The following is a 26,337-nucleotide window of genomic DNA, read 5'->3' as shown; positions in this document are numbered from 1 at the left end:
AAAAAAGCTACCCAATAATATTGTGGTAGCTTTTTTATTGTTTATTACGCTTTATTTAACAACAAGGACTTTTTATATATTTTGTGTAAAAAAATGGTACTTATAAGATTGACAGTCATTTATAAAATGATTAATGTATATGAGTGATTTTGAAAAGAAGCATACGTAAATAATTTACTGATAGTCATGGAGTGACTATATCTGTTTGCTGAAAGCATATGATCTTAGGATAAATTGAGTAAAGGGGTACCCGACATACTTTTGGAGGAAGTCTGTCATAAGGAATTGCGCTATTGAATGTAACCATTAAATCAGACTAATCTGATTTTATCGGTATTTTTTCGTGTATCCATCAATATGTTAAAAGGGATTTGATGTTTCTCAGCCTGATGCAAGTAAACGGAATGAAAGAGGGAAGATGTGTGATTTTTCAAAAACAGAGAAAGACGAAGGTATTGGATTTACAGCAATACACAGTGAAAATGGATTTGTCCTCTCGTCAATCGATGGCGAAGCAAATTGAAATGCTGAACTTAAAGAAGAACGACTTACAATATTTAAAAGCTTTCCAGCCAATAGTTATGGATAATGTAGATCACATCGTAAACCGTTTTTACAACATGATTGGAACAGAGCATCATTTGGTAGATATTATCAGTCATCATAGTTCTGTAGAAAAGCTTAAAGTAACATTACGGCAACATATTATTGAAATGTTTAACGGAACCATTGATGAGATGTATTACCAAAGGCGTGTAAAAATTGCAAAGGTGCATGTCCACATTGGGCTTAGAACACAGTGGTATATCTGTGCATTCCAAGATTTATCGATATCATTTATTGATTTAGTCGAAAAAAATATAGAATTTCCACAAGATCAATTTAATACGATCAGAGCTATATCGAAAATTTGTAATTTTGAGCAACAACTCGTTTTAGAAGCTTTTGAAAACACTGTGGAACAACTGAAAGAAAAAATGGTTCATGAAAAAGAAGCGATTGAACGACAGATTGTAGATTCTTCGGAAGCACTTGCAGCTATCTCACAGGAAACCAATAATTCATTTTCCTGCTTAAGTAAGCAATCTGACGAAATTAAACATTTGGCAAAAAAATCACTCGATGTGTCTACACTGGCTGAAAACCAAGCACTTGAGGGTCGCGAGCGTTTAAAAAATCAATCACAAAATATGCTCAATATTAGTCATTCTCTTCATGATATAGAAGAAAATATTGAACAATTATCAGGTATGTCTAAGGAAATGGAAACAATCATGAGTGTTGTGACCAATATTGCGAATCAAACAAATCTATTGGCTTTAAATGCTGCAATTGAAGCAGCACGTGCTGGGGAAGCGGGAAAGGGCTTTAGTGTAGTGGCCGATGAAGTACGTAAATTATCAATTCAGACAAAAGAATCTGTTACAGCAGTGGCTTTGTTATTGAAAAAGACAGGTGAACGAACAGAGAAACTAGAGTATTCTTTGACAAATATTCAAGATGAAGTTGCAGCAGGTGAAGAAAATATGTTACAAACTGAAGGCCAATTTACGAGTATATTGGGAGCCATGACAGAGGCAAAAGATCAAAATGAGTGTATGGCAACAAAAATACAAGCAATTGTAGGCATATTAAGTGAATTAGGCACTTCATTTACTGAGGTAACAAATTCAGCAGAAAAATTAGCGAGCTTTGCGCAAAATTTAAAAGGATAGACTATTAACAACATCCTATTTTTTATGTTTTTAGACGTAATAAACACTATAGTACCTATTAAAATGTTTGTTGTGAAGCCATCGTTATAGAGGATCAATCTTATAGAGATTCAGAAAGTAAGAGCTATTTCACTGAAGAAATAGCTCTATTTTTGCTAAATTTGTAAAGGGTTTAACGTAATTTTCAATGAAAAAAAGATTATACTGTAGAAAGAATGAATAATAGGGGCGGTTATGATGAAAACAGTTGTTGTTTTAGGCGGCGGTATTACAGGACTATGTACAATGCATTATTTGCAACGTCAAGTAAAGGAACATAATTTAGATGTTCGTCTAGTGCTTATAGAAAAAAATACATATTTAGGAGGCAAATTATATTCAGCACATGAAAAAGGTTTCATCATGGAAACGGGTGCTGATTCTATTGTAGCCCGTCATCAAGGCGTTATGGAACTCGTGCGGGAACTTGATTTTGAGGCGGAACTAGTTTACAACGAAACAGGTATTTCTTATATTTATACGAATAATGAGTTACATGCTATTCCGGCAGATTCAACTTTTGGAATACCGATGAGTTTAGCATCCTTAGAGGAAAGTACACTTATTTCCGAGCAAGGAAAAAAAGAAGCGTTGAAGGATTTAACATTGCCAAACAATAGCTTCACAAAGGAAAGTTCAATCGGTGAATTTTTAACTTACTATTTAGGAGAGGAACTGGTGAAAAATCAAATTGCACCAGTCCTTGCAGGTGTTTATTCGGGAGATTTACATCAGCTTTCTATTGGCTCTACTTTACCGTATTTGATTGATTATAAGAATGATTATGGAAGTATTATTAAAGGCTTTGATGCGAATCGTGAGCAATTTGTTAAAGCAGCGAACAAAAAATTTATATCCTTTAAAAAAGGTTTATCTTCTTTAATTGATCGACTTGAACAAACCTTATCCGATGTAGAAATTATCAAGGGTGTTACTACTTTAAATGTTCAAAAACAAGATAAGAAATACACTATTTCCTTAGCTAATGGTGAAATTATTGAGTCAGATTATGTCGTTTTAGCATTACCGAACGATACTGTCCAAAATCTGCTACAGGATGAATCTTTAAACCGCTATTTTGATCGATTTACGACAGCATCAGCGATTACTATCTATCTAGGTTTTGATGTGCCAGATGCTAAATTGCCAGCAGATGGAACAGGTTATATTGTTTCCCATAATTCAGACGTTACTTGTAATGCAGCAACTTGGACTAGTCGTAAATGGAAGCATACATCGAAAGAAAATAAATTACTTGTGCGACTCTTTTATAAGAGCATCAATCCAGCCTATGAGCAACTACGTGCCATGACGGATGAAGAATTGGCAGCAGTTGCTTTAGAAGATGTGAGAAAGAGCCTAGGAATAGAAGAGCAGCCAACCGTTATGAATGTAACAAAATGGATTGATCAAATGCCTAAATATGATCTAGCGCATCGTGAGGCATTACAAGGGTTACTACAAGAATTACATGAGAAATATCCTAATTTATCGATTGCAGGGTGCTCATATTTTGGCGTAGGTATTGGTGCTTGCATTCAAAACGGGAAAAAAATTGGCGAAGAGCTTGCAAAGGAACTTGCCAATTTCTAAGTTTTTAAGTGAAAAAAAACTTTGTTATGTGAAATAGTCTTGACTCATTCGTCAGTAAACGATATGATTCTTTTAATTATTTAAAAAATTCATACTTAATTCTTATCAAGAGAAGCAGAGGGACTGGCCCATTGAAGCTTCAGCAACCAACTTTATTGTCAGGTGCTAAATCCAGAAGACCGTTGAGTCGAAGATGAGAAGGAACAACAATGATGAATCGTTAAAGCCTTCTTTTTTTATGAAAGAAGGCTTTTTATTATATAGAGACATAGGAAGAGAGGCTAATTTTATGGGATTGCTTGAAAGGTTAAAAACGCATGTATTGACGGCAGACGGTGCAATAGGCACAGTGCTATACGGCTATGGATTGGAGTATTGCCATGAGGAAATGAATGTTCAGAGACCCGAGTTAATTGAAAAGATTCATAGAGAATATATTGCAGCTGGTGCTGACATCATTCAAACGAATACGTACGGTGCAAATGCCATTAAATTAGCTCGCTATGGATTAGAATCACGTGTTCAACAATTTAATGAAGCTGCTATCACCATCGCAAAACGAGCAGCGGCTGATGGCGGTCAATTTGTTTTAGGAACAATTGGTGGTATTCGGGGAATTCGTAAAAGTGATGCAACCTTGGATGAAATATTAGCGACTATTGAAGAACAAGCAAGAGTCTTACTTGCAGGGAATCCAGATGGCCTTTTACTTGAAACTTATTATGATTTTGAAGAATTAACAGCAACCTTAAAGATGCTACGAGAAAAAACAAAATTGCCGATTATTGCACAAGTTTCTATGCATGAGCCTGGTGTTTTACAAAATGGGGTGTCTTTAAATAATGCTCTCCATGAGCTTGAAGTCTTAGGTGCGGATATTGTTGGTGTCAATTGTCGACTAGGTCCACACCATACAATTCAGGCATTTGAAGGTGTAGAACTTCCTCATAAGGCATTTATGTCGGCCTACCCGAATGCATCACTTCTGGACTTAGAGGATGGGCGTGTCGTTTATGAGTCAGAGGCTGATTATTTTGGTCGAGCGGCTGTTGAATTGCGTGATCAAGGTGTGCGCTTAATAGGGGGCTGCTGTGGTACAACACCCAAACATATTGCAGCAGCAAAGAAGTATTTAGAAGAGTTATCACCGGTTCAGGAGAAGCATGCGAAGCCTAAAAAGATTGAGATTGTTCGGGAAGCGGAGCCAACAAAGTATGAGCCTCTTCATGAAAAAGTTAAACGTGAACGCTCTGTCATAGTAGAGTTGGATACACCTAGACATTTAGAGATTGACGGGTTCCTTGAAGGAGCAAAGCAATTATATGATGCAGGTGCAGATGTAGTTATGATGGCAGACAATTCATTGGCCTCTCCACGTATTAGCAATATTGCAATGGGCGCATTGTTGAAGAGCTCACATGGTGTACGCCCACTAACTCATATTACATGTCGAGACCGTAATTTAATTGGTCTACAATCTCATTTAATGGGGTTAAATGCTTTAGGTATTCATGATGTGTTGGCCGTTACGGGTGATCCAACGAAAGTAGGAGATTTCCCAGGTGCGACAAGTGTTTATGATGTATCTTCCATGGAGCTAATCCAATTAATTAAGCAATTAAATGAAGGGGTCTCTTTCTCAGGTAAGCCACTTCGTAAAAAAGCAAATTTTTCAGTTGCTGCTGCATTTAATCCAAACGTCCGTGTGTTAGAACGTGCTGTGAAACGCTTGGAGAATAAAATTGAGCATGGGGCAGACTACTTCATTTCTCAACCAGTATATACGAAAGAGAAAATTGTAGAGATTTATGAGGCAACAAAGCATTTACAAGCTCCCATTTATATCGGTATTATGCCTGTTACGAGTTATAAAAGTGCTGAATTTTTACATCATGAAGTGCCAGGTATCAAATTATCTGAAGATGCCTTAACAAGAATGAAAGCATGTGGAGAAGATAAGGAAAGGGCGACATTGGAAGGGATTTCCATAGCAAAAGAATTAGTAGAAGTGGCTACGCAATATTTCAATGGGATTTACCTTATTACACCATTTTTACGTTACGATGTGACATTAGAGTTGATGAAATATATAGAGCAATTGGATGAACAGAAAAAAGGAGTAAGTATACATGGCTAAGCACTCGATTGAAGAGCAATTAGAGAAACGTATTTTAATTCTTGATGGCGCGATGGGAACAATGCTACAAAATGAAAATTTAGCAGCAGAGGATTTTGGTGGCGAGGAACTTGATGGCTGTAATGAAAATCTTGTGCTTACTAGACCAGATGTCATTGAAAAAATTCACCATAAATACCTAGAGGCAGGCGCAGATATTATTTGTACAAATACATTTGGTGGGACGCCTCTTGTGTTAAATGAATATGATCTTGGCACAAAAGCAGAAGAAATTAATAAGCGTGCAGTGGAAATTGCTCGCCAAGCAGTGGATCGTTATTCCACATCGGATTGGCCACGTTTTGTCGCAGGGGCTATGGGGCCAACAACAAAAACGTTATCAGTAACAGGTGGTATTACATTTGATGAGCTAGAGGAAAATTTTTATGTACAGGCAAAGGCATTAATTGAGGCAGGAGCCGACGTTTTGTTATTAGAAACAAGTCAGGATATGCTCAATGTCAAAGCAGGCACACTTGGCGTAAAGCGCGCTTTTGCATCAACGGGAAAAGAGCTACCCGTCATGATTTCAGGAACAATAGAACCGATGGGTACAACGCTTGCAGGGCAAACAATCGATGCCTTTTATATTTCGATCGAGCATATTAAACCATTATCAGTTGGCCTAAACTGTGCGACAGGACCTGAGTTTATGACGGATCACATTCGTTCATTAGCAGAGCTTTCAACAGGCTATATTAGCTGTTATCCAAATGCTGGCTTGCCAGATGAAGAAGGGTGTTATCACGAATCACCAGAATCGCTATCGCAAAAATTAAAAGGTTTTGCAGAAAAAGGTTGGCTTAATATTGTAGGTGGATGTTGTGGGACGACACCGGCTCATATTGCAGCCATTCGTGAGGTCTTAAAAGATGAAAAACCTCGTCAATTACCGGAAAAAACACATGGTCATGCGGTATCAGGAATTGAACCATTATTGTATGACGATTCTATGCGTCCATTATTTATTGGGGAGAGAACAAATGTAATCGGCTCTCGTAAATTTAAGAATTTAATCATCGATGGTAAATTTGAGGAGGCTGCAGAGATTGCACGTGCTCAAGTCAAAAATGGTGCACATGTTATTGATATTTGTTTAGCCAACCCTGATCGCGATGAATTAGCAGATATGCGTGGTTTTATGCAGGAGGTTGTAAAAAAGGTTAAGGTGCCTCTTGTAATTGACTCAACTGATGAAAAAGTAATTGAGGAAGCATTAAAGTTTTCACAAGGGAAAGCCATCATTAACTCTATTAATCTAGAGGATGGTGAAGAACGATTTGATGCAGTATTACCACTCGTGAAAAAATATGGTGCATCGTTAGTTGTCGGAACGATAGATGAAAAGGGAATGGCGGTTGACCGTCATCGAAAGCTCGAAATTGCCGAGCGCTCCTATCAACTTTTAACGGAGAAATGGGGGATTGCACCAGAGGATATCATTTTCGACCCATTAATGTTCCCTGTAGGGACTGGGGATGAGCAGTATATTGGCTCAGCGTTAGAAACGATTGAAGGCATTCGTCTCATCAAAGAAAAATTGCCGCAGACATTGACGGTACTTGGCGTAAGTAATATCTCATTTGGCTTACCACCAGTTGGCCGTGAAGTACTGAATGCTGTTTATCTTTATCATTGTACACAGGCGGGCTTAGATTATGCCATTGTTAATACAGAGAAATTGGAGCGTTATGCATCCATCCCCGAAGAAGAAATCAAACTCGCAAATGACCTGCTCTTTAATACTAATGATGAAACATTAGCAGTGTTTACAGATTTTTATCGAGATAAAAAGAAGGAAAAAACGGAAGCTGATATTCCGAAAACGGTTGAAGGTCGTTTAGCTTACTATATATTAGAAGGTACCAAAGAAGGGCTAATTGAGGATTTAGACGCTGCACGGGAAATCTTCGAGGCGCCACTTGATATAATTAATGGTCCTTTAATGGAGGGCATGGCTGAGGTAGGTCGATTATTTAATGATAATCAACTCATTGTGGCAGAGGTTTTACAATCAGCAGGTGTGATGAAGGCCGCAGTTGCTCATTTAGAGCAATTCATGGAGAAGGATGAAGAGAGTGCTGGAAAAGGGAAAATGGTACTTGCTACGGTAAAAGGCGATGTTCACGATATTGGGAAAAACCTTGTTGATATTATATTAAGTAATAATGGCTATAAGGTAGTCGATTTGGGCATTAAAGTAACCCCTGCCCAATTGATTGAAGCGATTCGTAAGGAAAAACCGGATTTTATTGGGCTGTCAGGTTTACTCGTGAAATCAGCGCAACAGATGGTCATTACTGCTCAGGATTTTAAAGAGGCAGGAATTGATGTTCCTATTTTAGTTGGTGGTGCTGCACTTTCACGTCGTTTTACTGAAACAAAAATTGCAGATGAATATGGTGGTCCTGTTATTTATTCAAAGGATGCTATGCAAGGCTTAGAGCAAGCGAATCTATTAATGGGTGAAGGGACACGTGAAAATTTCTTAGCAGAAATTGAAGAATCCCGTCAAAAACGTTTAGAGGCCGATGAAAAACGAGCTGCTCGGCCGGCAAAAGAGGTAACAATAAAGCCTGCACGAACAGTAAAAGATGCGCCAGTATTTTTACCAGCTGATTTACGACGTCATGTGAAAAAAGAATATTCTGTATCTCATTTATATCCTTATGTTAATATGCGTACATTACTGGGACACCATTTAGGCTTGAAAGGGCAAGTTCAGCAATTGCTTGATGCGGGTGATTCAAGAGCAACAGAGCTCAAGGATTTAGTAGATGATTATTTAAAAAGTGATCTATTAAAGCCATCTGGTTTGTATCAATTTTTCCCTGCTCAAGCAGATGGTGATGATGTCGTTGTGTATGACCCTGCTGATAGTAAGACAGAAATTGAGCGTTTTACCTTCCCTCGTCAGCAGGTTGAACCATTTTTATGTCTTGCAGATTTCTTAAAAACGGTAGAGAGCGGTGAAATGGACTATATTGCACTCATGGTTGTAACAGCAGGTCAAGGAGTTATGGCTAAAGCCCGCCAGTTAAAAGAGGATGGGAAATTCCTTGAAAGTCATGCCTTGCAATCCACTGCTTTAGAATTAGCAGAGGGCTTTGCTGAACGTATGCATCAAGAAATTCGTGATCAATGGGGCTTCCCTGATGCAACAGATTTCACTATGAGAGATCGTTTTGCTGCAAAATATCAAGGTCAACGGTTTTCATTCGGATATCCTGCATGTCCTAACTTGGAGGATCAAGCGAAACTATTCGGCCTATTAAAACCTGAGGATATTGGTGTCCATCTTACAGAAGGCTTTATGATGGAGCCAGAAGCATCTGTATCTGCAATCGTTTTTGCTCATCCTGATGCTCGCTACTTCAATGTTTAAGGCATAAAATAAGAGGAGAGGAGATAGATAGTCTATTCAATGACTGTCTATCTCTGTTTCTTTATAGAAGAAAACAATTTGGTTAAGGGAAGTGAGCAGAATGATACGATTCATGGAAGAAAAAGATATTCCTCAGGTTTTGGCTATCTATAATGATATTATTTTAACAAGCAAGGCTGTCTATCGATACGAAATACAAACTTTTGATGAAAAAGTACAGTGGTTTAAGGAACAACAAGCATTAGATAATCCTTTACTTGTATTTGAGGATAATGGGCTTGTTGTTGGCTTTGCTACCTATAGTCAATTCCGTCCTTATCCAGGTTATAAATATACAATGGAGCACTCTGTCTATGTGCATAAAGAGCATTATCAAAAAGGGATTGCGACAAAACTCATGAACAAGCTGATAGCGATGGCTGAAGAAAATGGGGTCAAAACGCTTGTTGCTGGTATTGATGGAGAAAACATTGGTAGTATTAAAGCACATGAAAAATTAGGCTTTGAATATGCAGGAACCATTAAAAATGCAGGCTATAAATTTGAACAATGGCTAGACCTTGTGTTCTATCAACTTCATTTGACTGGACCGAAATCATAAAAGGATATGACAAATGTCATATCCTTTTTGTGATGTTTGCGTCTGTTATTGACTTGTGTTCTTGTTTTATGATGAGATCATAAGAAAAAAAGAAACGAGGGAGTAAAAGATGGCAACTATTAAAGAAAAAACAAAAAAGTTACGCCAAGATGTAGCGCCATTTGCCAAATCAGATACGCGTAAAAGTGTTTTTCAGATTATAAATACAATTGTACCGTTAATTGCATTATGGGTGGCTGGTTACTTGTTAGTGGATGTATCACCTTGGCTAACAGTTGGCTTAAGTGCCATTTCAGCAGGTTTTGTCGTACGAACTTTTATTATTTTTCATGATTGTACACACGGGTCATTTTTCAAAAGTAAAAAGGCAAACGACTGGGTTGGATTTTTTACTGGGGTGCTAACATCATTCCCTTATGAAAAATGGAAACGTGAGCATACAATTCACCATGCAACAAGCTCAAACTTAGACAAGCGTGGTATCGGTGATATTGATATGATGACAGTTGAAGAATATATGCAAGCCTCAAAAGGGCAGCGTCTATGGTACCGCTTCTATCGTAATCCATTTGTGATGTTTGGATTAGGCCCACTTTATATGGTTCTTGTCTTAAATCGTTTTAATCGTAAGGATGCGAAGAAGAAGGAACGTCTCAATACAATTTTAACGAATATTGTCATGGTGGGAATTTGTGCCGCTTTAATTTTCTTCATGGGCTGGCAAGCGTTTTTATTAGTGCAAGGCGTTACTTTATTTATTGCAGGTTCTTTAGGAATTTGGTTATTTTACATCCAACACACGTATGAAGATTCTTATTTTGAACACGATTCAGAGTGGGATTATGTGAAAGCTGCAGTTGAAGGAAGCTCCTATTATAAATTGCCAAAACTTTTACAATGGGTAACAGGGAATATTGGTTTCCATCATGTTCATCACTTAGCTCCTCGTGTACCTAATTATAATCTTGAAAAGGCACACAATGAGACACCGCCATTACACATGGCAACAACGATTACTTTACGTACGAGTTTAGAATCACTACGTTACAAGTTATATGATGAAGATCAAGGTAAATTTGTGACGTATAAAGAAGTAAATGAAATTATAAAACGTAAAGCAAGAGGCAGTATTGCCGCTTAGTTGATAACAGCCATCTCTGCAAGAGAGATGGCTGTTTTATGTAAAGAGAAGACTATGGGTCAAAGCATGCACAGGCATAAATTTAATTTTCTTGTTATAATAAGGGAAAAGTAGGAAAGAGCGTGAGATTATGTTGAGGAAATGGCATAGTATTATTCCGAATAGTCCGATGCTCAGTGTATATTTGTGGATAATTTTTTGTTTCCTACCGTTTTTCTTCATTTTTAGGAAATCATCTTATATCGAAATATCGATAGGCATTACATTTTTAATGCTTTATTTTATCTTCTATCGATTTGCTATGAATTCGAAAAGCGGTTTAGTTTATATGTGGATTAGCTTTGAAATGGTTATAAACATTATTATGACCATCTTGTATGGCTATGTCTATTTGTCCATTTTCACAGCATTTTTTATTGGGAATATCCGAAGACCCGTCGGCTTTTATATTATGTATGGTCTACATATTGGATTTACAGTTATTTCAACTGGTGCTGGATTCTTTGTAGAGCTCAACCTATTTTTATCACAGTTGCCTTTCGTTGTATTAACTATTTTAGCTGTTGTCCTTTTACCGCTAACGCTTTATTCCAAAAATAAACGTGAAAATTTAGAGGGACAGTTAGAAACAGCCAATGAACGTATTGCTGAATTAATTGTTTTTGAAGAACGACAAAGAATAGCTCGAGATTTGCATGATACATTAGGACAAAAATTGTCCATGATAGGTTTGAAGAGTGATCTAGCTTCTAGGTTGATTGAACGAGATCCCCAGCAAGCCTTGATTGAGATTAAGGATATACGCCAGACGGCTAGTATTGCCTTAAAAGAGGTTCGGGAATTAGTTTCAGATATGCGTACGGCAAAATTTGAAGATGAGATCATGCGTATTTCACAAATACTAAAGGCAGCTGAAATGGAGTTTGTCTTTGAGGGTGATAAAAACGCATTGCAAGTTCCACCACTTGTAGAGAATGTTTTATCAATGTGCTTAAAAGAGGCGGTTAATAATGTTGTCAAACATAGTGGAGCAACAAAATGTGAAATTGCTTTCCATCAAAATTTTAAAGAAGTTTATTTGGTAGTGCGAGATAACGGACAGGGTATTACGAAAAAACAAGCCTGGAGAACTGGTAATGGATTGAAAGGAATGCGGGAACGTTTAGAGTTTATTAATGGGTCCTTTAAAATTGAAAGTGTTGAGGGCACTACATTAACGGTAACTATCCCAGTAGCTATTACGCATCAGAATGTCAAAGACAATTTGAAGAACATATAGAAAAGAGGATTGTGACATGATACGAATTGTGATTGCTGAAGATCAGGGGATGCTATTAGGCGCACTTCGCTCTTTACTTAGTATGGAGGAGGATATGGAGGTTGTTGGCTTAGCAAAAAATGGTGAGGAAGCATTGATGCTTGTGGAAGAGCATCAGCCTGATATTTGTGTTATGGATATTGAAATGCCGGTGAAAACGGGACTAGACGCAGCAGAAGAAATGCATAGCACTGGCTCAGGTTGTAAAGTCATTATTTTAACTACATTTGCTAGACCTGGTTATTTCGAACGTGCTAGAAAAGCGAGTGTCAGAGGCTATTTATTAAAGGATAGCCCTATAGAGGAGTTAGTGAGCGCAATCCGTACAATAATGGACGGTAAACGCATTTATGCGCCAGAGCTCGTTGATTTTGTCTATGAAGATGATAGTGAAAATCCTTTAACGGAGCGAGAGAGTCAAGTTCTGACACTTGTAGCAGAGGGCAAGACGACAAAGGAAATTGCTGCTGAGCTGTTTTTGTCTGCTGGCACAGTTCGTAATTATATTTCGACGATTTTAGAAAAACTAAACGTTGGCAATCGAATTGAGGCCATTGCACGCTTTAAAGAAAAAGGATGGAATAAATAAAATGAGAACCTTATCGCATCATAAGCGAAAAGGTTCTCATTTTTTTACTTATTGCGTTTAGTTAAACGACCAAGAACGAATGCACCTGCTGCTACTGCAAGAACAGTATTCGTTTTTTTCGTAAATACTTGTTTTGTGACAAGATTAAGGTTTTGAGGACGCTCAGCTAAACGGCGCATGAAATACCCGTACCAATCTTCGCCGAATGGAACGTATACACAGAAGTTATAGCCCTCTTTTGCAAGCTCTTTTTGCATTTCTGTACGGAAACCATATAGCATTTGGAATTCAAATTTATCAAGCGGAATATTATGATCAGCTACAAAGCGTTTTACGTGCGCAATGATATTGTGATCATGAGTTGCGATTGATGTAAATTTACCGTTTAGTAGGTGATATTCAATCAACTCAATAAAGTTTAAATCAATATCTAATTTGTCTTGATAGGCTACTTCAACTGGCTCTTTATAAGCACCTTTTACGATACGTAAACGGTAGTCCTTAAATTTTTCAATATCATCTTTTGCACGGTAAAAGTATGATTGGATGACCGTACCAACATTATTAAATGTTTTCGATAATTCTTCCACCATATCGAAGGAAGTTTGTAGGCGTCCATAGTCTTCCATATCAAAGTTAACAAAGATATCATATGAAGCGGCTTTTTCTACAATCTCATACAGATTGTCATAACAAAAATCAACATCAATATCTAAGCCTAATTGAGATGGCTTTAATGAAATATGTGCAGCTACACCATTTTCGTGAATAGCTTCGATCACAGTAAGGATTTTTTCTTTAGCAGCAGTCGCTTCTTCTTTACTTGAAACAAATTCACCTAAGTTATCTACTGTACAAGAAATATTATGTGCATTTAGTTCTTTGATGCTTGCAATTGTTTCTTCGATATTTGTACCAGCTACTACACTTTGTGCTCCTAATTTTAGGCCATATTTCTTTGCAGCACTATTTAATAGTTGGTTCTCAGATAAGTGGATGAAAAAATCGCGTAATAACATGGTCATTCTCCTAACTGCATTTTCTTTTTAGTATAACATAAATTATTTAAACTATATTACATTCAGCCTAACAATTATTTCATATCAAGTATTTGCATACGTTCATTAAATAGTGCAGGATAACTTAAAAAGCCTATCATAACGCTGGATAATGTTGCAGTTGTTAAGAGAGCAAAGATAATTAAGAGTTGAAATTGGACTGCCTGAAGAGGGTCGGCTCCCCCAATAATTTGACCACTCATCATCCCTGGTAGCTGTACTAGTCCGATTGTTTTTTGACTCTCAATCGTAGGAATCATACTAGCTTTTATGGCATTAATTAATTGGCGATGAATAGCCTGTTTTGGTGTGCCACCCAGGGATAGTATTAGTTCCATTTGATCCTTATGGTTAGTAATTTCAGCTGTAAAACGATTTAAGAATAAAATGGATAGCACCATGGAATTACCAATTAGCATCCCGCTAATGGGAATGATATACTGGGCAGTTGCTGGAACAATTTGAAAGCCTAGCAAAACACCTTGTGTAATTATTTCTATCATGAGAAGAGTCAGTGCTATTTTCCAGGTGATTCCTTTAATACCTGCTCCTTTTTTTCGTGCATTTAACGTGGCCACGATAATCATTAGTGCTACCATCAGGAAAATATAGCTATAACTATTTGCATCAAACACAAATTTTAATATATAGCCGACAGCAAGCAATTGAATGATGGAGCGTAATGTTGCAATAAGTGTATCTTTTTCAAGGTCTAACTTTAATATTTTGGATAGTAGTAAAGGAATACAAACAAAAATTAATGTCAGTGATAAGGCTGGAAATGTCATTTGTTTACCCCCTGTACAAACTCAGCAACACGTGGATTTGTGGGTTCATTGAGTAATGAACTTTTACCAGTTTCAACGAGCTCCCCATTCATCATAACCCATGTATAGTGACCAAGCGTTAGAGCTTGTTGCAAATTATGGGTAATCCAAATCATGGTGACATTGTATTTTTTGTTAATGGTGACAATCAATTCTTCAATATCCTGTACGGATTGACGATCCAAGGCAGATGTTATTTCGTCTAATAATAAAATAGAGGATTGATTGATAAGTGTTCGAGCGATGGATACCTTTTGACGTTGTCCGCCTGATAGATCATTTGTAGATTGATGCAGGAAGCTTTCGTTTAACCCAACGTCCTCTAAATATTGAATAGCCTCCTGCTGCAAAAGTTTTTGTCCTTGCAGTGTACGAGGAAGTGCAAGATTCTCTAACACTGTACCTGCTATCATAGGAGCTGCCTGTAAAGCAATACCAACATGCCTTCTTAAAGCTGTTGGATCATATGTAGAAATAGGTTGATTATCAACGAGTATATGCCCATTTGATGGTGAGAGAAGGCCATTACATAATTTAAGTAAAGTTGTTTTACCAGCGCCAGAGGGACCAACGAGAGTGGTAATTTGCCCTTTTGGAAATGACCCAGTAATTGACTTTAATATCATTTTGTCATTTACTGAAAATTGAACTTGTTGAAAGTGAATGGCAGGTTCATATAACATATTCATCTATTGAAACTCCTTTACTTTAGTCAGTAAAATAACTGTAGCATGAAATGATTGGAAGATGGTGTGGAAAAAAGAAAGAAGGGGATTTGGGAATGGAAATATTGTATTTCGATACATTAACCTATGCACAAGGTGATATGTATGTAGTGGCTTCAGACAAAGGACTTGTATATATAGGTACACCAAATGCATCATTCGAAGAAGTAAAGGAGTGGGCTGAAAAACCATTTAAAGGATATTGCTTTGAAGAGGATTCAGAAAAGTTGCTCCCATATAAAGAGCAGTTAACAGCCTATTTTAAGAAGGAACTTATTGAATTTAATCTTCCAATCCATGTAAAAGGGACAGCATTTCAATTAGCAGTGTGGGATGCACTAAAAGAATTACCCTATGGTACAACAACAACTTACGGAAATATTGCTCAACGCATTGGTAATCCCAAAGCGGTTCGAGCAGTAGGGACTGCTATTGGAGCAAACCCAATCCTGGCGATTATTCCATGTCATCGGGTCATTGGCAAAAATGGTCAATTAACAGGCTTTAGAAGCGGCTTAGCTATGAAACAATTTTTACTTGAGTTAGAGAAGGAATCGCTCGATAGAAGTGGTAAATGTTAATCTCTTGCTAAATGATGGAAAGAGCGCTTTTTCTATAGACTTGATTACTTCAAACAAAGTAACCTACTTCATCTGTAAATGAACGGTTTCCAATGTAGGAGTACACCAAAAGAAATCTGCCCCATTATCCAGAGATAAAGGAGCAGATCACTAGCTATACATGTTGTTCTTCTTGAACATTGTTCTGTGTTTTACCGAAATGTGTTAAACGATGAGCGAAGGTTTCGCCTCGTACAGCGGAGCTTTTAAAAATATCTTGGTATTCGTACGCAGGCGTTCCGTGTTCCATTACATCTAATCCAGCAATTTCTTCTTCAGCCGTTACTCGTAATGGGACAAATGCTTTGATGATCAATAAACCTGCTGCTACAGATACACTAACCCAAGCAATAGTTGCAATAACGCCAATTGCTTGAATACCTAATAGACCAAAACCCCCACCATAAAATAAGCCTTGCCCACCAATATCAAATAGGCCAACTGCCAGCGTTCCCCAAATACCACAAATACCATGAACAGCAATTGCTCCAACAGGATCATCAACTTTTAGCTTCCACTCTAGGAAGCGTACACATTCCACAAGTAAAGGTGCAGCAATTAAACCAATGATAAGCGAGCCAAAAATGCTGACATTCGCTGCACCAGCAGTAATCCCTACAAGCCCAGCTAATGCACCATTTAATGTAAGAGAACCATCAATATGTCCGTATCGAAATTTTGTATAGAAAGCAGTGGCAACGACACCAGCTGCAGCTGCAAAAAACGTATTAGCAATAACACTAGGAACTAGCTCTGGATCAGCAGCTAATGTAGAAGCACCATTGAAGCCGAACCAGCCAAACCAAAGTAAAAATACGCCTAATGCACCTAATGGAATACTGTGTCCTGTAATAACATTTACTCGACCATTTTCATATTTGCCTAGTCGAGGTCCAACCATAACTGCTGCGACAAATGCTGCAACAGCCCCTGTTAAGTGAACAACTGTCGAGCCAGCAAAATCAACAAAACCTAAATCTGTTAACCAACCTTGCCCACTCCAAACCCAGTGGCCTACTACAGGATAAACAACTAAAGACATAAGTATAATAACTCCAACATAAGCGAAAATATTAGTACGTTCTGCAACAGCCCCCGATAAAATAGTTGCTCCAGTTGCAGCAAACATTGTTTGGAAGATAAAGAAAGAAAGATCATCTACTCCTTTTAAAGCAAAGCCACTTGTGCCGAAAATGCCACCTACTGAGTCTCCGAACATAATGGCATAGCCACATAAAAAATAGACGATCCCACCAAGAGAAATAGTAAGAAAATTCTTCATGATGATATTGACTGCATTTTTTGAGCGGGTAAATCCAGCCTCAACCATAGCAAAACCTGCATGCATAAAGAATACTAAAATAGCGCCAAGCATCACCCAAATTAAATTAACAGATAATAGTACTTCATCCATCTATATCGCCCCCTTTATTCTACTGCAATCGATCCGACTTCTTTTGTTCGGATACGAATTGCTTGTTCTACTGGATAAATGAAAATCTTCCCGTCCCCAACTTTACCGGTTGCTGCTTCACGCAATAAAATCTCTACAATGGCATCAACTTTGCCATCGTCTACAATCATTTCTAATTTTAATTTAGGTAAAAATTCAATTTCATACGTATTGCCGCGGAAGAGTCCTGTTCGACCTAGCTGACGTCCACAACCAGCGATTTCAGAAACGCTTAACCCTGCAATTCCTTCCTGTGCAAGACCATCCCGAACTGCTCCAAAAACTTCAGGACGAATGATTACTTCAATTTTTTTCATGTGTACCAGCTCCTTGCGTGAATTTAATTTACATGTTAAAACGGTATTAAAAACAGTGCAATTGTTTTTTTAGATTATATGTAAGGTTAGTTTACATTAATTATTTCTAGTCCCGAAATATTTTGGGAAAAAGGTTTTTATAAAGGGAATGAAAGCGGTATTAAAATTTGTGTCTAAAATGTGTACAGTTCTAAATTTTCTGACTATTTATGTTAGAAAACCTAACATCTATAAGAGGGAATGTAATACGCAAGAATTTGGGTATATAGTGTATACTAGGACTAATTATCAAAGCGGAAGAAGGGGTTTCTTTTGAGATCAAACTATGCAGATGATAGCTTAGCGCTACACACAGACTTATATCAAATCAATATGGCAGAATCCTACTGGGCGGATGGCATACATAATAAAAAAGCAGTTTTTGAATTGTATTTTAGAAAATTACCTTTTGGTAATGGCTATGCCATATTTGCTGGGTTAGAGCGAATGCTTGATTATCTACGTGATTTTCATTTTAGTGAATCGGATATTGCGTATTTACGTGATGAAGTAGGTTATAAAGAGGACTTTATCCAGTATTTAAAGAACATCCGATTTACAGGAGATATGTATTCCATGGTAGAAGGGGAACTAGTTTTCGCAAATGAACCAATTGTCCGAATCGAAGCTCCATTAGTAGAAGCGCAGCTAATTGAAACAGCATTACTTAATATTGTTAACTATCAAACATTAATTGCTACAAAGGCTAGCCGTATCAAACAAATTATTAAAAATGAAGTGGCGATGGAATTTGGTACAAGGCGTGCACAAGAAATGGATGCTGCTATTTGGGGAACACGTGCAGCGTTTATCGGTGGTTTTGCTTCCACAAGTAATGTGCGGGCAGGTAAGCTTTTTAAAATTCCTGTCTCTGGTACACATGCCCATGCATTAGTACAAGCTTATAAAAATGATTATGATGCATTCCATGCTTATGCTAAACGTCATCGCGATTGTGTGTTTTTGGTAGATACTTATAATACATTGAAATCAGGGGTGCCAACTGCTATTAAAGTAGCTAAAGAGCTAGGAGACAAAATTAACTTTATTGGCATACGTTTAGATAGCGGCGATATTGCTTTCTTGTCGAAAGAAGCTCGCCGTATGTTGGATGCTGCAGGCTTCCATGATGCCAAAATCATTGTTTCAAACGATTTAGATGAATACACCATCTTAAATTTAAAAGCTCAAGGAGCAAAAGTGGATGTTTGGGGAATCGGTACAAAGCTTATTACAGCTTATGACCAACCTGCGTTAGGTGCAGTATATAAAATGGTGGCCATCGAGAATAGCGAAGGGCAACTTGAAGATACGATAAAAATCTCAGCTAATGCGGAAAAGGTATCAACGCCAGGCTTGAAAAATGTCTATCGTATTATCGATAAAAAGAACGGAAAGGCAGAAGGAGACTACATCACAATGCACGATGAAAATCCTCAAGCTGAGGAACGTATCAAAATGTTCCATCCGATTCATACGTTTGTCTCAAAGTTTGTTACAAATTTTGATGCCAAGAATTTACATCAGCATGTTATTAAAACTGGAGCGATCAACTATCAAAACCCTACATTAGAGGAAATGCGTGATTACGCGGCGGAGAATTTAGAGCTGTTATGGGATGAATATAAGCGTGCGATGAATCCTGAAGAATATCCAGTCGATCTCAGTCAAAAATGCTGGGATAATAAGATGCGTAATATTGAAGAAGTGCATGCGATGGTTAAACGAATGTAAAAAGGAGTGACAGGTGCAATGACTTTACAGCAACAAATTATTGAGGAATTACGCGTATTGCCTAACATTGATGTACAGGGGGAAATACGTAAATCCATTGATTTTTTAAAGGAATATGCAAAACGCTATAGTTTTGTAAAAGGGTTTGTTCTTGGTATTTCTGGTGGTCAAGATTCAACATTAACAGGTAAACTAGCGCAATTGGCGATTGATGAATTAAATGCAGAAGAGGGAGAAATGAAGTATTCGTTTTTCGCTGTACGATTACCATATGGCGTACAAGCTGATGAACAAGATTGCCAAGATGCCATTGATTATATAAAGCCAACGAAGGTTTATACAGTAAATATAAAAGACGCAGTGGATGCTAGTGTGAGAGCTCTAACAAATGCAGGTGTTGAGCTGAATGACTTTGTGAAAGGGAATGAAAAGGCTCGTGAGCGTATGAAGGTCCAATATTCCATTGCTGCAATGAATGGAGCGGTTGTATTAGGAACAGATCATGCTGCGGAAGCTGTTACAGGCTTCTATACAAAGTTTGGAGATGGTGGAGCAGACTTGATGCCAATCTTTCGTTTAAATAAACGACAAGGAAAGCAATTGCTAGCTGAACTTCAATGCCCTGAGCATCTATATAAAAAGGTGCCTACAGCAGATTTAGAAGAAGATCGTCCCTCATTGCCAGACGAAGTGGCGCTAGGTGTGTCGTATGATCAAATAGATGATTATTTAGAGGGGAAAGAAATTCCAGAAGAACCTCGCCAAAGATTAGAAGGGTATTATTTGCGTTCCCAACATAAGCGTCATATGCCAATAACAATATTTGACGATTTTTGGAAGTAAGATGAGTGAAAAGGGTTATAAGGAAAGTGTTTACACTTTTAAAAATAGCTCTTTTCACTCTTTTTTTATGAATTATGGTTCTATGTTGTTAATTGTCAGCATATAATGTCGATATAATTACCTATAAGGATAGTAAAATGTAGAGGAGGGTAACTTTTTATGAGGACTTCTAGAGTGAGTGCAACGACAAGTAGTGTTTTTCGGCAGGAACAACAGTATTTACATGCTGGTGATCTCAGCCATAACTTTGGGCAAAATCCACAAAAGCAATTTCGAAATAGATTACAAAAAAATAAAGAGAAGACGTACAATTCAACAGCTATTTCTGTAAATTCACAACAGCAGCAACCGATTGCACCTATCCATGTAGATAGCGCTAGTGATTTGGAAATTCGCCGTGAATTAAATGAAACGGCACTAAAGCTCAGTCGTTTAAACAAACAAAAGAAGCGACTCAATAGTTATCGTTCTTCCATATAAGCTAAACTCTCCACATCAGTGTGGGGAGTTTTTTTATTATTGAGGAGAAGTAAGTGAAAGCACTAAGTTCAAAATATTTGAAGTGAAGATGTTCATGGAATGTTCAAGGTAATTTTTCCATTTCTTCACAGCGATTTTCAACTAATTTCACAACTAATCTGTAATGTAGGAGATGGCAATAAAAAACTAAACTAAACTTAGGAGGATAAAGTTGTGAAAAAATTATGGTTACCTGCACTAATATTATTATTTGTACTTGCAGCTTGTGGTAGCGAAAAAAAACAGGTAGAAGAAAAGGGAATGGAGCAAGAAACTACGAAAAATGAATCAGAAACCGTACAAGTTGCTTCACTAGTAGATACACGGTTACAAGAGCCAGGAGAAGATACAATTTGTGAAATGTGTAATATGAAAGTTTATATGAAAGACCATGAGATGGGTGTATTTTCAGCACAGGCAATAAAAGAAGATGGAACAATCGCTTTTTATGACGATATTGGCTGTTTATTAAATGCAGAGGTTGCTAATGAAGAAAAAAACGAAAAGTTTGTACGTGATTTTGTAACGAAAGATTGGGCAAAGATTGAAGATGTAACAATTATAAAAACGGAGCTGAAATCTCCCATGAACTGGGGCTATATTTATTTCGTGGACAAGGCTGAAGCAGATAAATATATGCAAGAAAATTCGAAAGCTTATGTGGAGGAACTACAAAAAATTAAAGATGATGCATTGGAGAGACGTAAGAAAAAGATGCAAAAAAAGGCTGAGGATGAAAAAGATGCATCCGGCTCTATGCATTCGAATGAAATGAATGAAGAAGGGCACGGTCATTAAATCAAAGACTAGGGGAAATCCTCTAGTCTTTTCTTGCTCAATGAGGAGGTGGAAAGTGATGAAGCAAATCATGTTGTTCTTTTTGTTTTTTCTAATTACAAGTCAAACGGTATATGCAGAATATGGATAGCACAGTTGAAAAATATGATGTTGGAGGAGAAGGGAAAAGGTAATACAGTTATCTTCTCTACTCATCTGCTGTCATTTGCTGAAGAAATAGCAGATGATCTATTAGTTTTACATGAAGGTGAAATTATTATTTCTGGGGCGATAACTGAAATTTTCTTACAAGAAAATTCTACATCCTTAGAAGAAATATGGTTAAAAAGATTGAATTTGTAACATTCTAATGGATAATGACGTTATATAATAAGGATTAGGCTTGTTTGAATGTTGTCAAACAAGCCTTTTTTATGAATGTTCGTAGGAAGTAGAAGTTTCAGATAATTGTTTTACAGGACAGATTTCGCTATGCTTAGATTAAGTTTGCTTGCAATTCACACAATTGCTTGATGGAATGGGAGGCTTTTTGATTAATGAATGCTCAAATACAGAACGTTTTAGAAAATATAGAAAAAGTAATGATTGGTAAAAGAGAAGTTGCTGAGCTCAGTATTGTCGCATTATTAGCAAGGGGACATGTTTTGTTGGAGGATGTACCTGGAGTAGGAAAGACAATGATGGTGCGAGCACTTGCAAAATCTTTTGATGCACAATTTAAGCGTATTCAATTTACGCCAGATCTATTGCCATCAGATGTAGTCGGTATTTCAATTTATAATCCTAAGACAATGGAGTTTGAATTTCGTCCAGGGCCAATTATGGGGGATGTGGTATTAGCTGATGAAATTAACCGAACGTCTCCGAAAACTCAATCAGCCTTGTTAGAGGGGATGGAAGAGGCTTCTGTTACAATTGATGGGAAAACGCTGATGATCAATCAGCCATTTTTTGTTATGGCTACACAAAATCCCATTGAACATGAAGGTACCTATCCTTTACCCGAAGCACAACTAGATCGCTTTCTCTTAAAGATAAAAATGGGTTATCCATCTAGGGGGCAGGAAGTTGAAATTTTACGAAGAGCTGAGAATGGTAAAGCCATTGAAAAAATCGAAGCAGTATTAACAGTAGCTCAATTAATCGAATTACAGGAGCTTGTTCAAGGTGTGTATGTAGAAGATTCTGTTAAAAATTATATGGTGGAGCTTGCTACCCTAACAAGGGAAAATAATTATGTCTTTTTAGGCGTGAGTCCACGTGCCACAATAGCGCTAATGAAAGCTTCGCAGGCTTACGCATTTTTGAAAGGACGAAGCTATGTTACCCCTGATGATGTTCAATATTTAGTGCCATTTGTTTTTAGCCATCGTTTAGTTTTAAAACCAGATGCACGCTATGATAACGTGACAGCAGATGAAATTATCCAGCGTATCATTGCTAAAACACCAGTTCCGACAAAGAGGTTTGCAGAACAATGAGGCAATGGAAAGCTTTTGTAGAAAAAAGTAAACATTTCCTATTAATTGCTTTCTTGATGATCGTAACATTTTGTTATGCAATGTTCCAAGGTGGATTTGTTAGCTGGTTTGTATTTTTTACGGTTAGTCCGTTTTTAGTATATGCATTCATGTTCTTTGTCGTTAAAGAAGATATTTTACTAATCGAACGCAAGATCGACCCGATTCATATAGAACGAGGTCAATCAGCGAAGGTGCTTATTACGATAGAACGTAAAACACGTTTTCCATTTGCCTATATCGTAATGGAGGAACTTGTGGATAGTGAGGGATTAGTGCAAGCTAAAATCCAAAATGCGAATGCCATAAAGTTCGTTGGATTTAAAAAAAACTTTAGCTGGCAATATGAATTGGAAAATATGCCACGCGGTGAACATCGCTACCTAGGTGTTACAATTGTTTTCTACGATTTTTTTGGCTGGGCTAAAAAGGTTGTCGTAGCAGAAAAGGACCAAACTATTTTAGTTTACCCAAGAATACAAGAGATGAAATATGCTGCGCTTCAAACAAAATATGATGTTGGCCCGATGATGTCACCATACTCTATAGTGAAGGACACATCCATGGCTGTTGGATTAAGAGAGTACGTTCCAGGAGATCGTTTTTCTTGGATTCATTGGAAATCATTTGCCCGTACGCAAAAGTTGCAGTCTAAGGAATTTGAGGATCGACAATCATCAGAACTACTGTTAGTGCTGGACGCTACGAAATCCTCATTGTTTGAAGAAAAAGTGGAAATAGTAGCTTCAATGCTACAGATGATCGTTCAAGAACGAGGAGATTTATCATTTATTTCTGCTGGAGAAATGACGAAAGTATTCCCTGCTATACAGGGGGACAAGCATTTAGATCAAGTAATGTATCATTTAGCTGCGATAAAACCTACGGAGAATGTCAAGTTTCGATTTCATGATCAACAAGCCTTTAAGCAAGTTGCAACAATGCTTTACGTGACAAGTGATGTTTCAGATGAATTACTACATACTCTTGCAAATATAGTGAAAAGCTGTATTTGTTTTGTAGTGGCAAAGCAGCCACCAGTGCAATCTGAGCTTGCGATGCGGTATAAACATATTCAAGTTATTTATGTGAAGCCAGCAGATTTCTATCATTTATTCACGGAGGTGATGAGACCGTGAAGCAATCATTAGGAGAATTTTTAGAATTAGCCATAGCTTATGTTATTGTATTTTTCATTTTGCGTGAATGGCTTATTCCCATTATGCAATTAACGAATACAGGTGGGATGCATCTTTTCTTAGTGTTTATCGGTATGTCTTTAGCGCTAAGTCTTTTCCGCGTACATCCATTGTTATCAGGATTAGTGAAGTTTGGTTATATTACCTGGTTTATCGTTTTTATCTATAGCCCTAGTCCTGTATTATCTGGTGATACATTGCCTTTTTTATTGGCTGAATGGAAAGGGAACATGGCCACGATTCTAACAGGTGACTTTGGACAGGTTTCAGATGTTTTCAGAACAGTATTATTCCTTGTGTTGATTTGGATGCTAGTTTATTTAATTCACCATTGGGTTTCGGTGCGAAAAAATATATTCTACTTCTTTGCCATGACCGTATTCTTTATTGCTACTTTGGATACATTTAGTGACTATGATGGTAAAGCGGCAATTGTAAAAGTTGTTGTTTTAGGGTTAATCATGACAGGTGTTCTTTTTGTCAAGCGTCTATGGCTTCAAGTGGAAACTACAAGTACGGCAATGGAGAAATGGAAAATTGTTATTCCCATGCTAGTATCTGTATTGCTCATTAGTTCTGTAGCATTCTTTTTACCAAAGACTGGACCAACATGGGCAGATCCTGTGCCGTTTATCCAAGGGGTTACTGGACAAGATAGAAATGGAAATGGTCAAAAATCAGTTGGTTATAGCCAAGATGATAGTCAGTTAGGTGGTCCGTTCCAAGGAGATAATACTTTAATTTTCACTGCCTCTTCTCGTGATCGCCATTACTGGCGCATTGAAACAAAAGATACGTATACATCGAAAGGTTGGGTTGTTTCAGAGGGGAACTTTGGGAAAAATGTTTATGAGTCAAATACACCCATTCTGACTTCTTTACAAGTTGGGCCACCCGAAAATGAACGTCAGATTCAATTAGATATTGCTGTTCCAATGCCATATTTAATTCAAACATATGGTATGCTTGCTGTTTCGGCTCAGGATTCCACTTTATTTATTCAAGATGAGCAGACTGAAAGAATGAATATAGAACAACAGGTAGGGGAATCGAAATCATTATCAAACTATTCATTGTCTTATAGCGAGCCTGTTTATAGTATGGAGCAGCTCCAATTGTCATATCCAGCAACACTTGAAACAATGGATTCTTCCTTTGACCGATTTTTGCAGTTACCAAACCAACTTCCCCAGCGTGTAAGGGACTTAGCGTCTGAAATAACGCAAAAGAATGATACCGTTTATGAACAAATTAAGGCTGTAGAAAGTTATTTTAGAACAAATGGTTTTAAGTACGATAAAACGCAAGCCGCTATTCCTGCTGAAAATCAAGATTATGTCGATCAATTTTTGTTCGATACAAAAGTAGGGTATTGTGATAATTTCTCCACGTCAATGGTGGTTCTTTTACGTTCAGTAGGGATCCCAGCTCGTTGGGTAAAGGGTTTTGCACCAGGAACTGCAGGCCCCATGTCAGATGGATTACGTGAATATCGCATCACGAATGACAATGCGCACTCATGGGTAGAAGCTTTTATACCTGGAACGGGATGGATGGAGTTTGAACCGACAATCGGCTTTTCCGGCAATGTCAACATTGATTATGATATCCCGTTAGATACGTCTGACGAGGAAGAAGTATTGCAGCCAGAACAAAAACCTGAGCAGCCACAACCACAAGAACAGGTAACCGAGAAGGAACAACCGAACTCAACATTTAGCTTTGATGCAATGTGGTTATGGATGAAAAAGTTTGCCTATGTTTGGGTGATAATTGTTGTATTATTAATAATCATGGGTATTTCTTTATTCTTACAGCGTAAAACGTGGATTCCGAAGATGCATGTTCGAGCATACCGTAAAAAAGTAGCAGATTGGTCAAATTTCGATTCTTCTTACCATGTTTTATTGAGGCAATTATCTCGTATTGGCTTGCGCAGAAAAGATGGAGAAACGTTAAGTGCATTCGCAGAGCGTGTGGACGCAGCATTAGAAACAGATGAAATGCAAAAGCTAACGGTAGTCTACGAGCAACATATTTATGGGAAAGACAAAGAAGATGTTGATTTTATGAAGCTGAAAGAAAGTTGGGAATATTTAATCAATCGCACTATCAGTTGATTTTAACG

22 protein-coding genes and 1 riboswitch are annotated in these 26,337 nt (G+C 37.5%); of the genes, 17 read left to right on the top strand and 5 right to left on the bottom strand.

What is annotated here, in order from left to right; all coding sequences use genetic code 11:
* The first annotated feature begins 422 nt into the window (after positions 1-422).
* The 8 genes from LCP48_RS20535 to LCP48_RS20500 all read left to right on the top strand — a co-directional run bounded on the left by LCP48_RS20535 (position 423) and on the right by LCP48_RS20500 (position 12,557).
* Positions 423-1,715, top strand: coding sequence for a globin-coupled sensor protein (locus LCP48_RS20535; RefSeq protein ID WP_009374113.1), 1,293 nt, complete (start codon positions 423-425; stop codon positions 1,713-1,715).
* Positions 1,716-1,952: 237 nt separating this feature from the next.
* Positions 1,953-3,347 (top strand): protoporphyrinogen oxidase, encoded by a 1,395-nt coding sequence (locus LCP48_RS20530; protein ID WP_004224444.1) that lies wholly within the window; start codon positions 1,953-1,955, stop codon positions 3,345-3,347.
* A gap of 99 nt (positions 3,348-3,446) precedes the next feature.
* Positions 3,447-3,547, top strand: a riboswitch (SAM riboswitch).
* Positions 3,548-3,636: 89 nt separating this feature from the next.
* Positions 3,637-5,484 carry a bifunctional homocysteine S-methyltransferase/methylenetetrahydrofolate reductase gene (locus LCP48_RS20525; RefSeq protein WP_225340491.1) on the top strand — a complete coding sequence of 616 codons (1,848 nt, stop codon included), beginning with the start codon at positions 3,637-3,639 and terminating at the stop codon, positions 5,482-5,484.
* Entirely contained in the window at positions 5,477-8,908 is a 3,432-nt protein-coding gene (metH, locus tag LCP48_RS20520) for a methionine synthase (protein ID WP_225340490.1), read from the top strand. The genes LCP48_RS20525 and metH overlap by 8 nt, the downstream gene beginning before the upstream one ends.
* A 100-nt stretch (positions 8,909-9,008) precedes the next feature.
* The gene (locus LCP48_RS20515; protein WP_225340489.1) at positions 9,009-9,509 is read left to right on the top strand and encodes a GNAT family N-acetyltransferase; all 501 of its coding nucleotides are present in this window, start codon (positions 9,009-9,011) and stop codon (positions 9,507-9,509) included.
* Positions 9,510-9,618: 109 nt separating this feature from the next.
* Complete coding sequence (locus LCP48_RS20510) at positions 9,619-10,650, top strand: Delta(5) desaturase DesA (RefSeq protein WP_004224454.1); 1,032 nt, start codon at positions 9,619-9,621, stop codon at positions 10,648-10,650.
* Between the two features lie 130 nt (positions 10,651-10,780).
* The gene (locus LCP48_RS20505) at positions 10,781-11,929 is read left to right on the top strand and encodes a sensor histidine kinase (protein WP_009374109.1); all 1,149 of its coding nucleotides are present in this window, start codon (positions 10,781-10,783) and stop codon (positions 11,927-11,929) included.
* A gap of 16 nt (positions 11,930-11,945) precedes the next feature.
* Positions 11,946-12,557 carry a response regulator transcription factor gene (locus LCP48_RS20500; protein WP_004224461.1) on the top strand — a complete coding sequence of 204 codons (612 nt, stop codon included), beginning with the start codon at positions 11,946-11,948 and terminating at the stop codon, positions 12,555-12,557.
* Positions 12,558-12,601: 44 nt separating this feature from the next.
* Here the strand turns inward: LCP48_RS20500 and LCP48_RS20495 are convergent, their stop codons facing one another.
* The 3 genes from LCP48_RS20495 to LCP48_RS20485 all read right to left on the bottom strand — a co-directional run bounded on the left by LCP48_RS20495 (position 12,602) and on the right by LCP48_RS20485 (position 15,131).
* Complete coding sequence (locus LCP48_RS20495) at positions 12,602-13,576, bottom strand: proline dehydrogenase family protein (protein ID WP_004224465.1); 975 nt, start codon at positions 13,574-13,576, stop codon at positions 12,602-12,604.
* Between the two features lie 74 nt (positions 13,577-13,650).
* Entirely contained in the window at positions 13,651-14,403 is a 753-nt protein-coding gene (locus tag LCP48_RS20490; protein ID WP_004224467.1) for an ABC transporter permease, read from the bottom strand.
* On the bottom strand, positions 14,400-15,131 hold the full coding sequence (locus LCP48_RS20485) for an ABC transporter ATP-binding protein (protein ID WP_004224470.1): 732 nt from the start codon (positions 15,129-15,131) through the stop codon (positions 14,400-14,402). Before LCP48_RS20485 ends, LCP48_RS20490 begins: the two co-directional genes overlap by 4 nt.
* Positions 15,132-15,223: 92 nt before the next feature.
* Between LCP48_RS20485 and LCP48_RS20480 the strand changes: the two genes are divergently transcribed.
* On the top strand, positions 15,224-15,748 hold the full coding sequence (locus LCP48_RS20480; protein ID WP_004224473.1) for a methylated-DNA--[protein]-cysteine S-methyltransferase: 525 nt from the start codon (positions 15,224-15,226) through the stop codon (positions 15,746-15,748).
* Positions 15,749-15,902: 154 nt separating this feature from the next.
* Here LCP48_RS20480 and LCP48_RS20475 read toward each other — a convergent pair whose 3' ends face one another.
* Both LCP48_RS20475 and LCP48_RS20470 read right to left on the bottom strand, forming a co-directional pair.
* Positions 15,903-17,201 (bottom strand): ammonium transporter, encoded by a 1,299-nt coding sequence (locus LCP48_RS20475; RefSeq protein ID WP_004224475.1) that lies wholly within the window; start codon positions 17,199-17,201, stop codon positions 15,903-15,905.
* Positions 17,202-17,215: 14 nt separating this feature from the next.
* Positions 17,216-17,557 carry a P-II family nitrogen regulator gene (locus LCP48_RS20470; RefSeq protein ID WP_004224478.1) on the bottom strand — a complete coding sequence of 114 codons (342 nt, stop codon included), beginning with the start codon at positions 17,555-17,557 and terminating at the stop codon, positions 17,216-17,218.
* Positions 17,558-17,869: 312 nt separating this feature from the next.
* Between LCP48_RS20470 and LCP48_RS20465 the strand changes: the two genes are divergently transcribed.
* The 8 genes from LCP48_RS20465 to LCP48_RS20430 all read left to right on the top strand — a co-directional run bounded on the left by LCP48_RS20465 (position 17,870) and on the right by LCP48_RS20430 (position 26,329).
* A complete protein-coding gene (locus tag LCP48_RS20465; protein ID WP_202342909.1) occupies positions 17,870-19,330 on the top strand; it encodes a nicotinate phosphoribosyltransferase in 1,461 nt (486 codons plus the stop codon).
* A gap of 18 nt (positions 19,331-19,348) precedes the next feature.
* A complete protein-coding gene (nadE, locus tag LCP48_RS20460) occupies positions 19,349-20,173 on the top strand; it encodes an ammonia-dependent NAD(+) synthetase (protein ID WP_004224483.1) in 825 nt (274 codons plus the stop codon).
* A 159-nt stretch (positions 20,174-20,332) separates the two neighbouring features.
* The gene (locus LCP48_RS20455) at positions 20,333-20,653 is read left to right on the top strand and encodes an NAD synthetase (RefSeq protein WP_202342910.1); all 321 of its coding nucleotides are present in this window, start codon (positions 20,333-20,335) and stop codon (positions 20,651-20,653) included.
* Between the two features lie 213 nt (positions 20,654-20,866).
* Positions 20,867-21,490: a hypothetical protein gene (locus tag LCP48_RS20450; protein WP_225340488.1), complete on the top strand. Its 624-nt coding sequence runs from the start codon at positions 20,867-20,869 to the stop codon at positions 21,488-21,490.
* A 48-nt stretch (positions 21,491-21,538) separates the two neighbouring features.
* Positions 21,539-21,832: a hypothetical protein gene (locus LCP48_RS20445; protein WP_225340487.1), complete on the top strand. Its 294-nt coding sequence runs from the start codon at positions 21,539-21,541 to the stop codon at positions 21,830-21,832.
* A 194-nt stretch (positions 21,833-22,026) separates the two neighbouring features.
* A complete protein-coding gene (locus LCP48_RS20440) occupies positions 22,027-22,971 on the top strand; it encodes an AAA family ATPase (protein WP_004230520.1) in 945 nt (314 codons plus the stop codon).
* Entirely contained in the window at positions 22,968-24,149 is a 1,182-nt protein-coding gene (locus LCP48_RS20435; protein WP_004230521.1) for a DUF58 domain-containing protein, read from the top strand. Before LCP48_RS20440 ends, LCP48_RS20435 begins: the two co-directional genes overlap by 4 nt.
* Positions 24,146-26,329 (top strand): transglutaminase TgpA family protein, encoded by a 2,184-nt coding sequence (locus tag LCP48_RS20430; RefSeq protein WP_225340486.1) that lies wholly within the window; start codon positions 24,146-24,148, stop codon positions 26,327-26,329. The genes LCP48_RS20435 and LCP48_RS20430 overlap by 4 nt, the downstream gene beginning before the upstream one ends.
* The last annotated feature ends 8 nt before the right edge of the window (positions 26,330-26,337 follow it).

This window comes from Lysinibacillus capsici (genome assembly GCF_020217405.1).
Classification (GTDB): Bacteria; Bacillota; Bacilli; order Bacillales_A; family Planococcaceae; genus Lysinibacillus; species Lysinibacillus capsici.
Note: the sequence above shows the minus strand (reverse complement) of the source record. Positions and strands in the feature narration are given on the sequence as shown.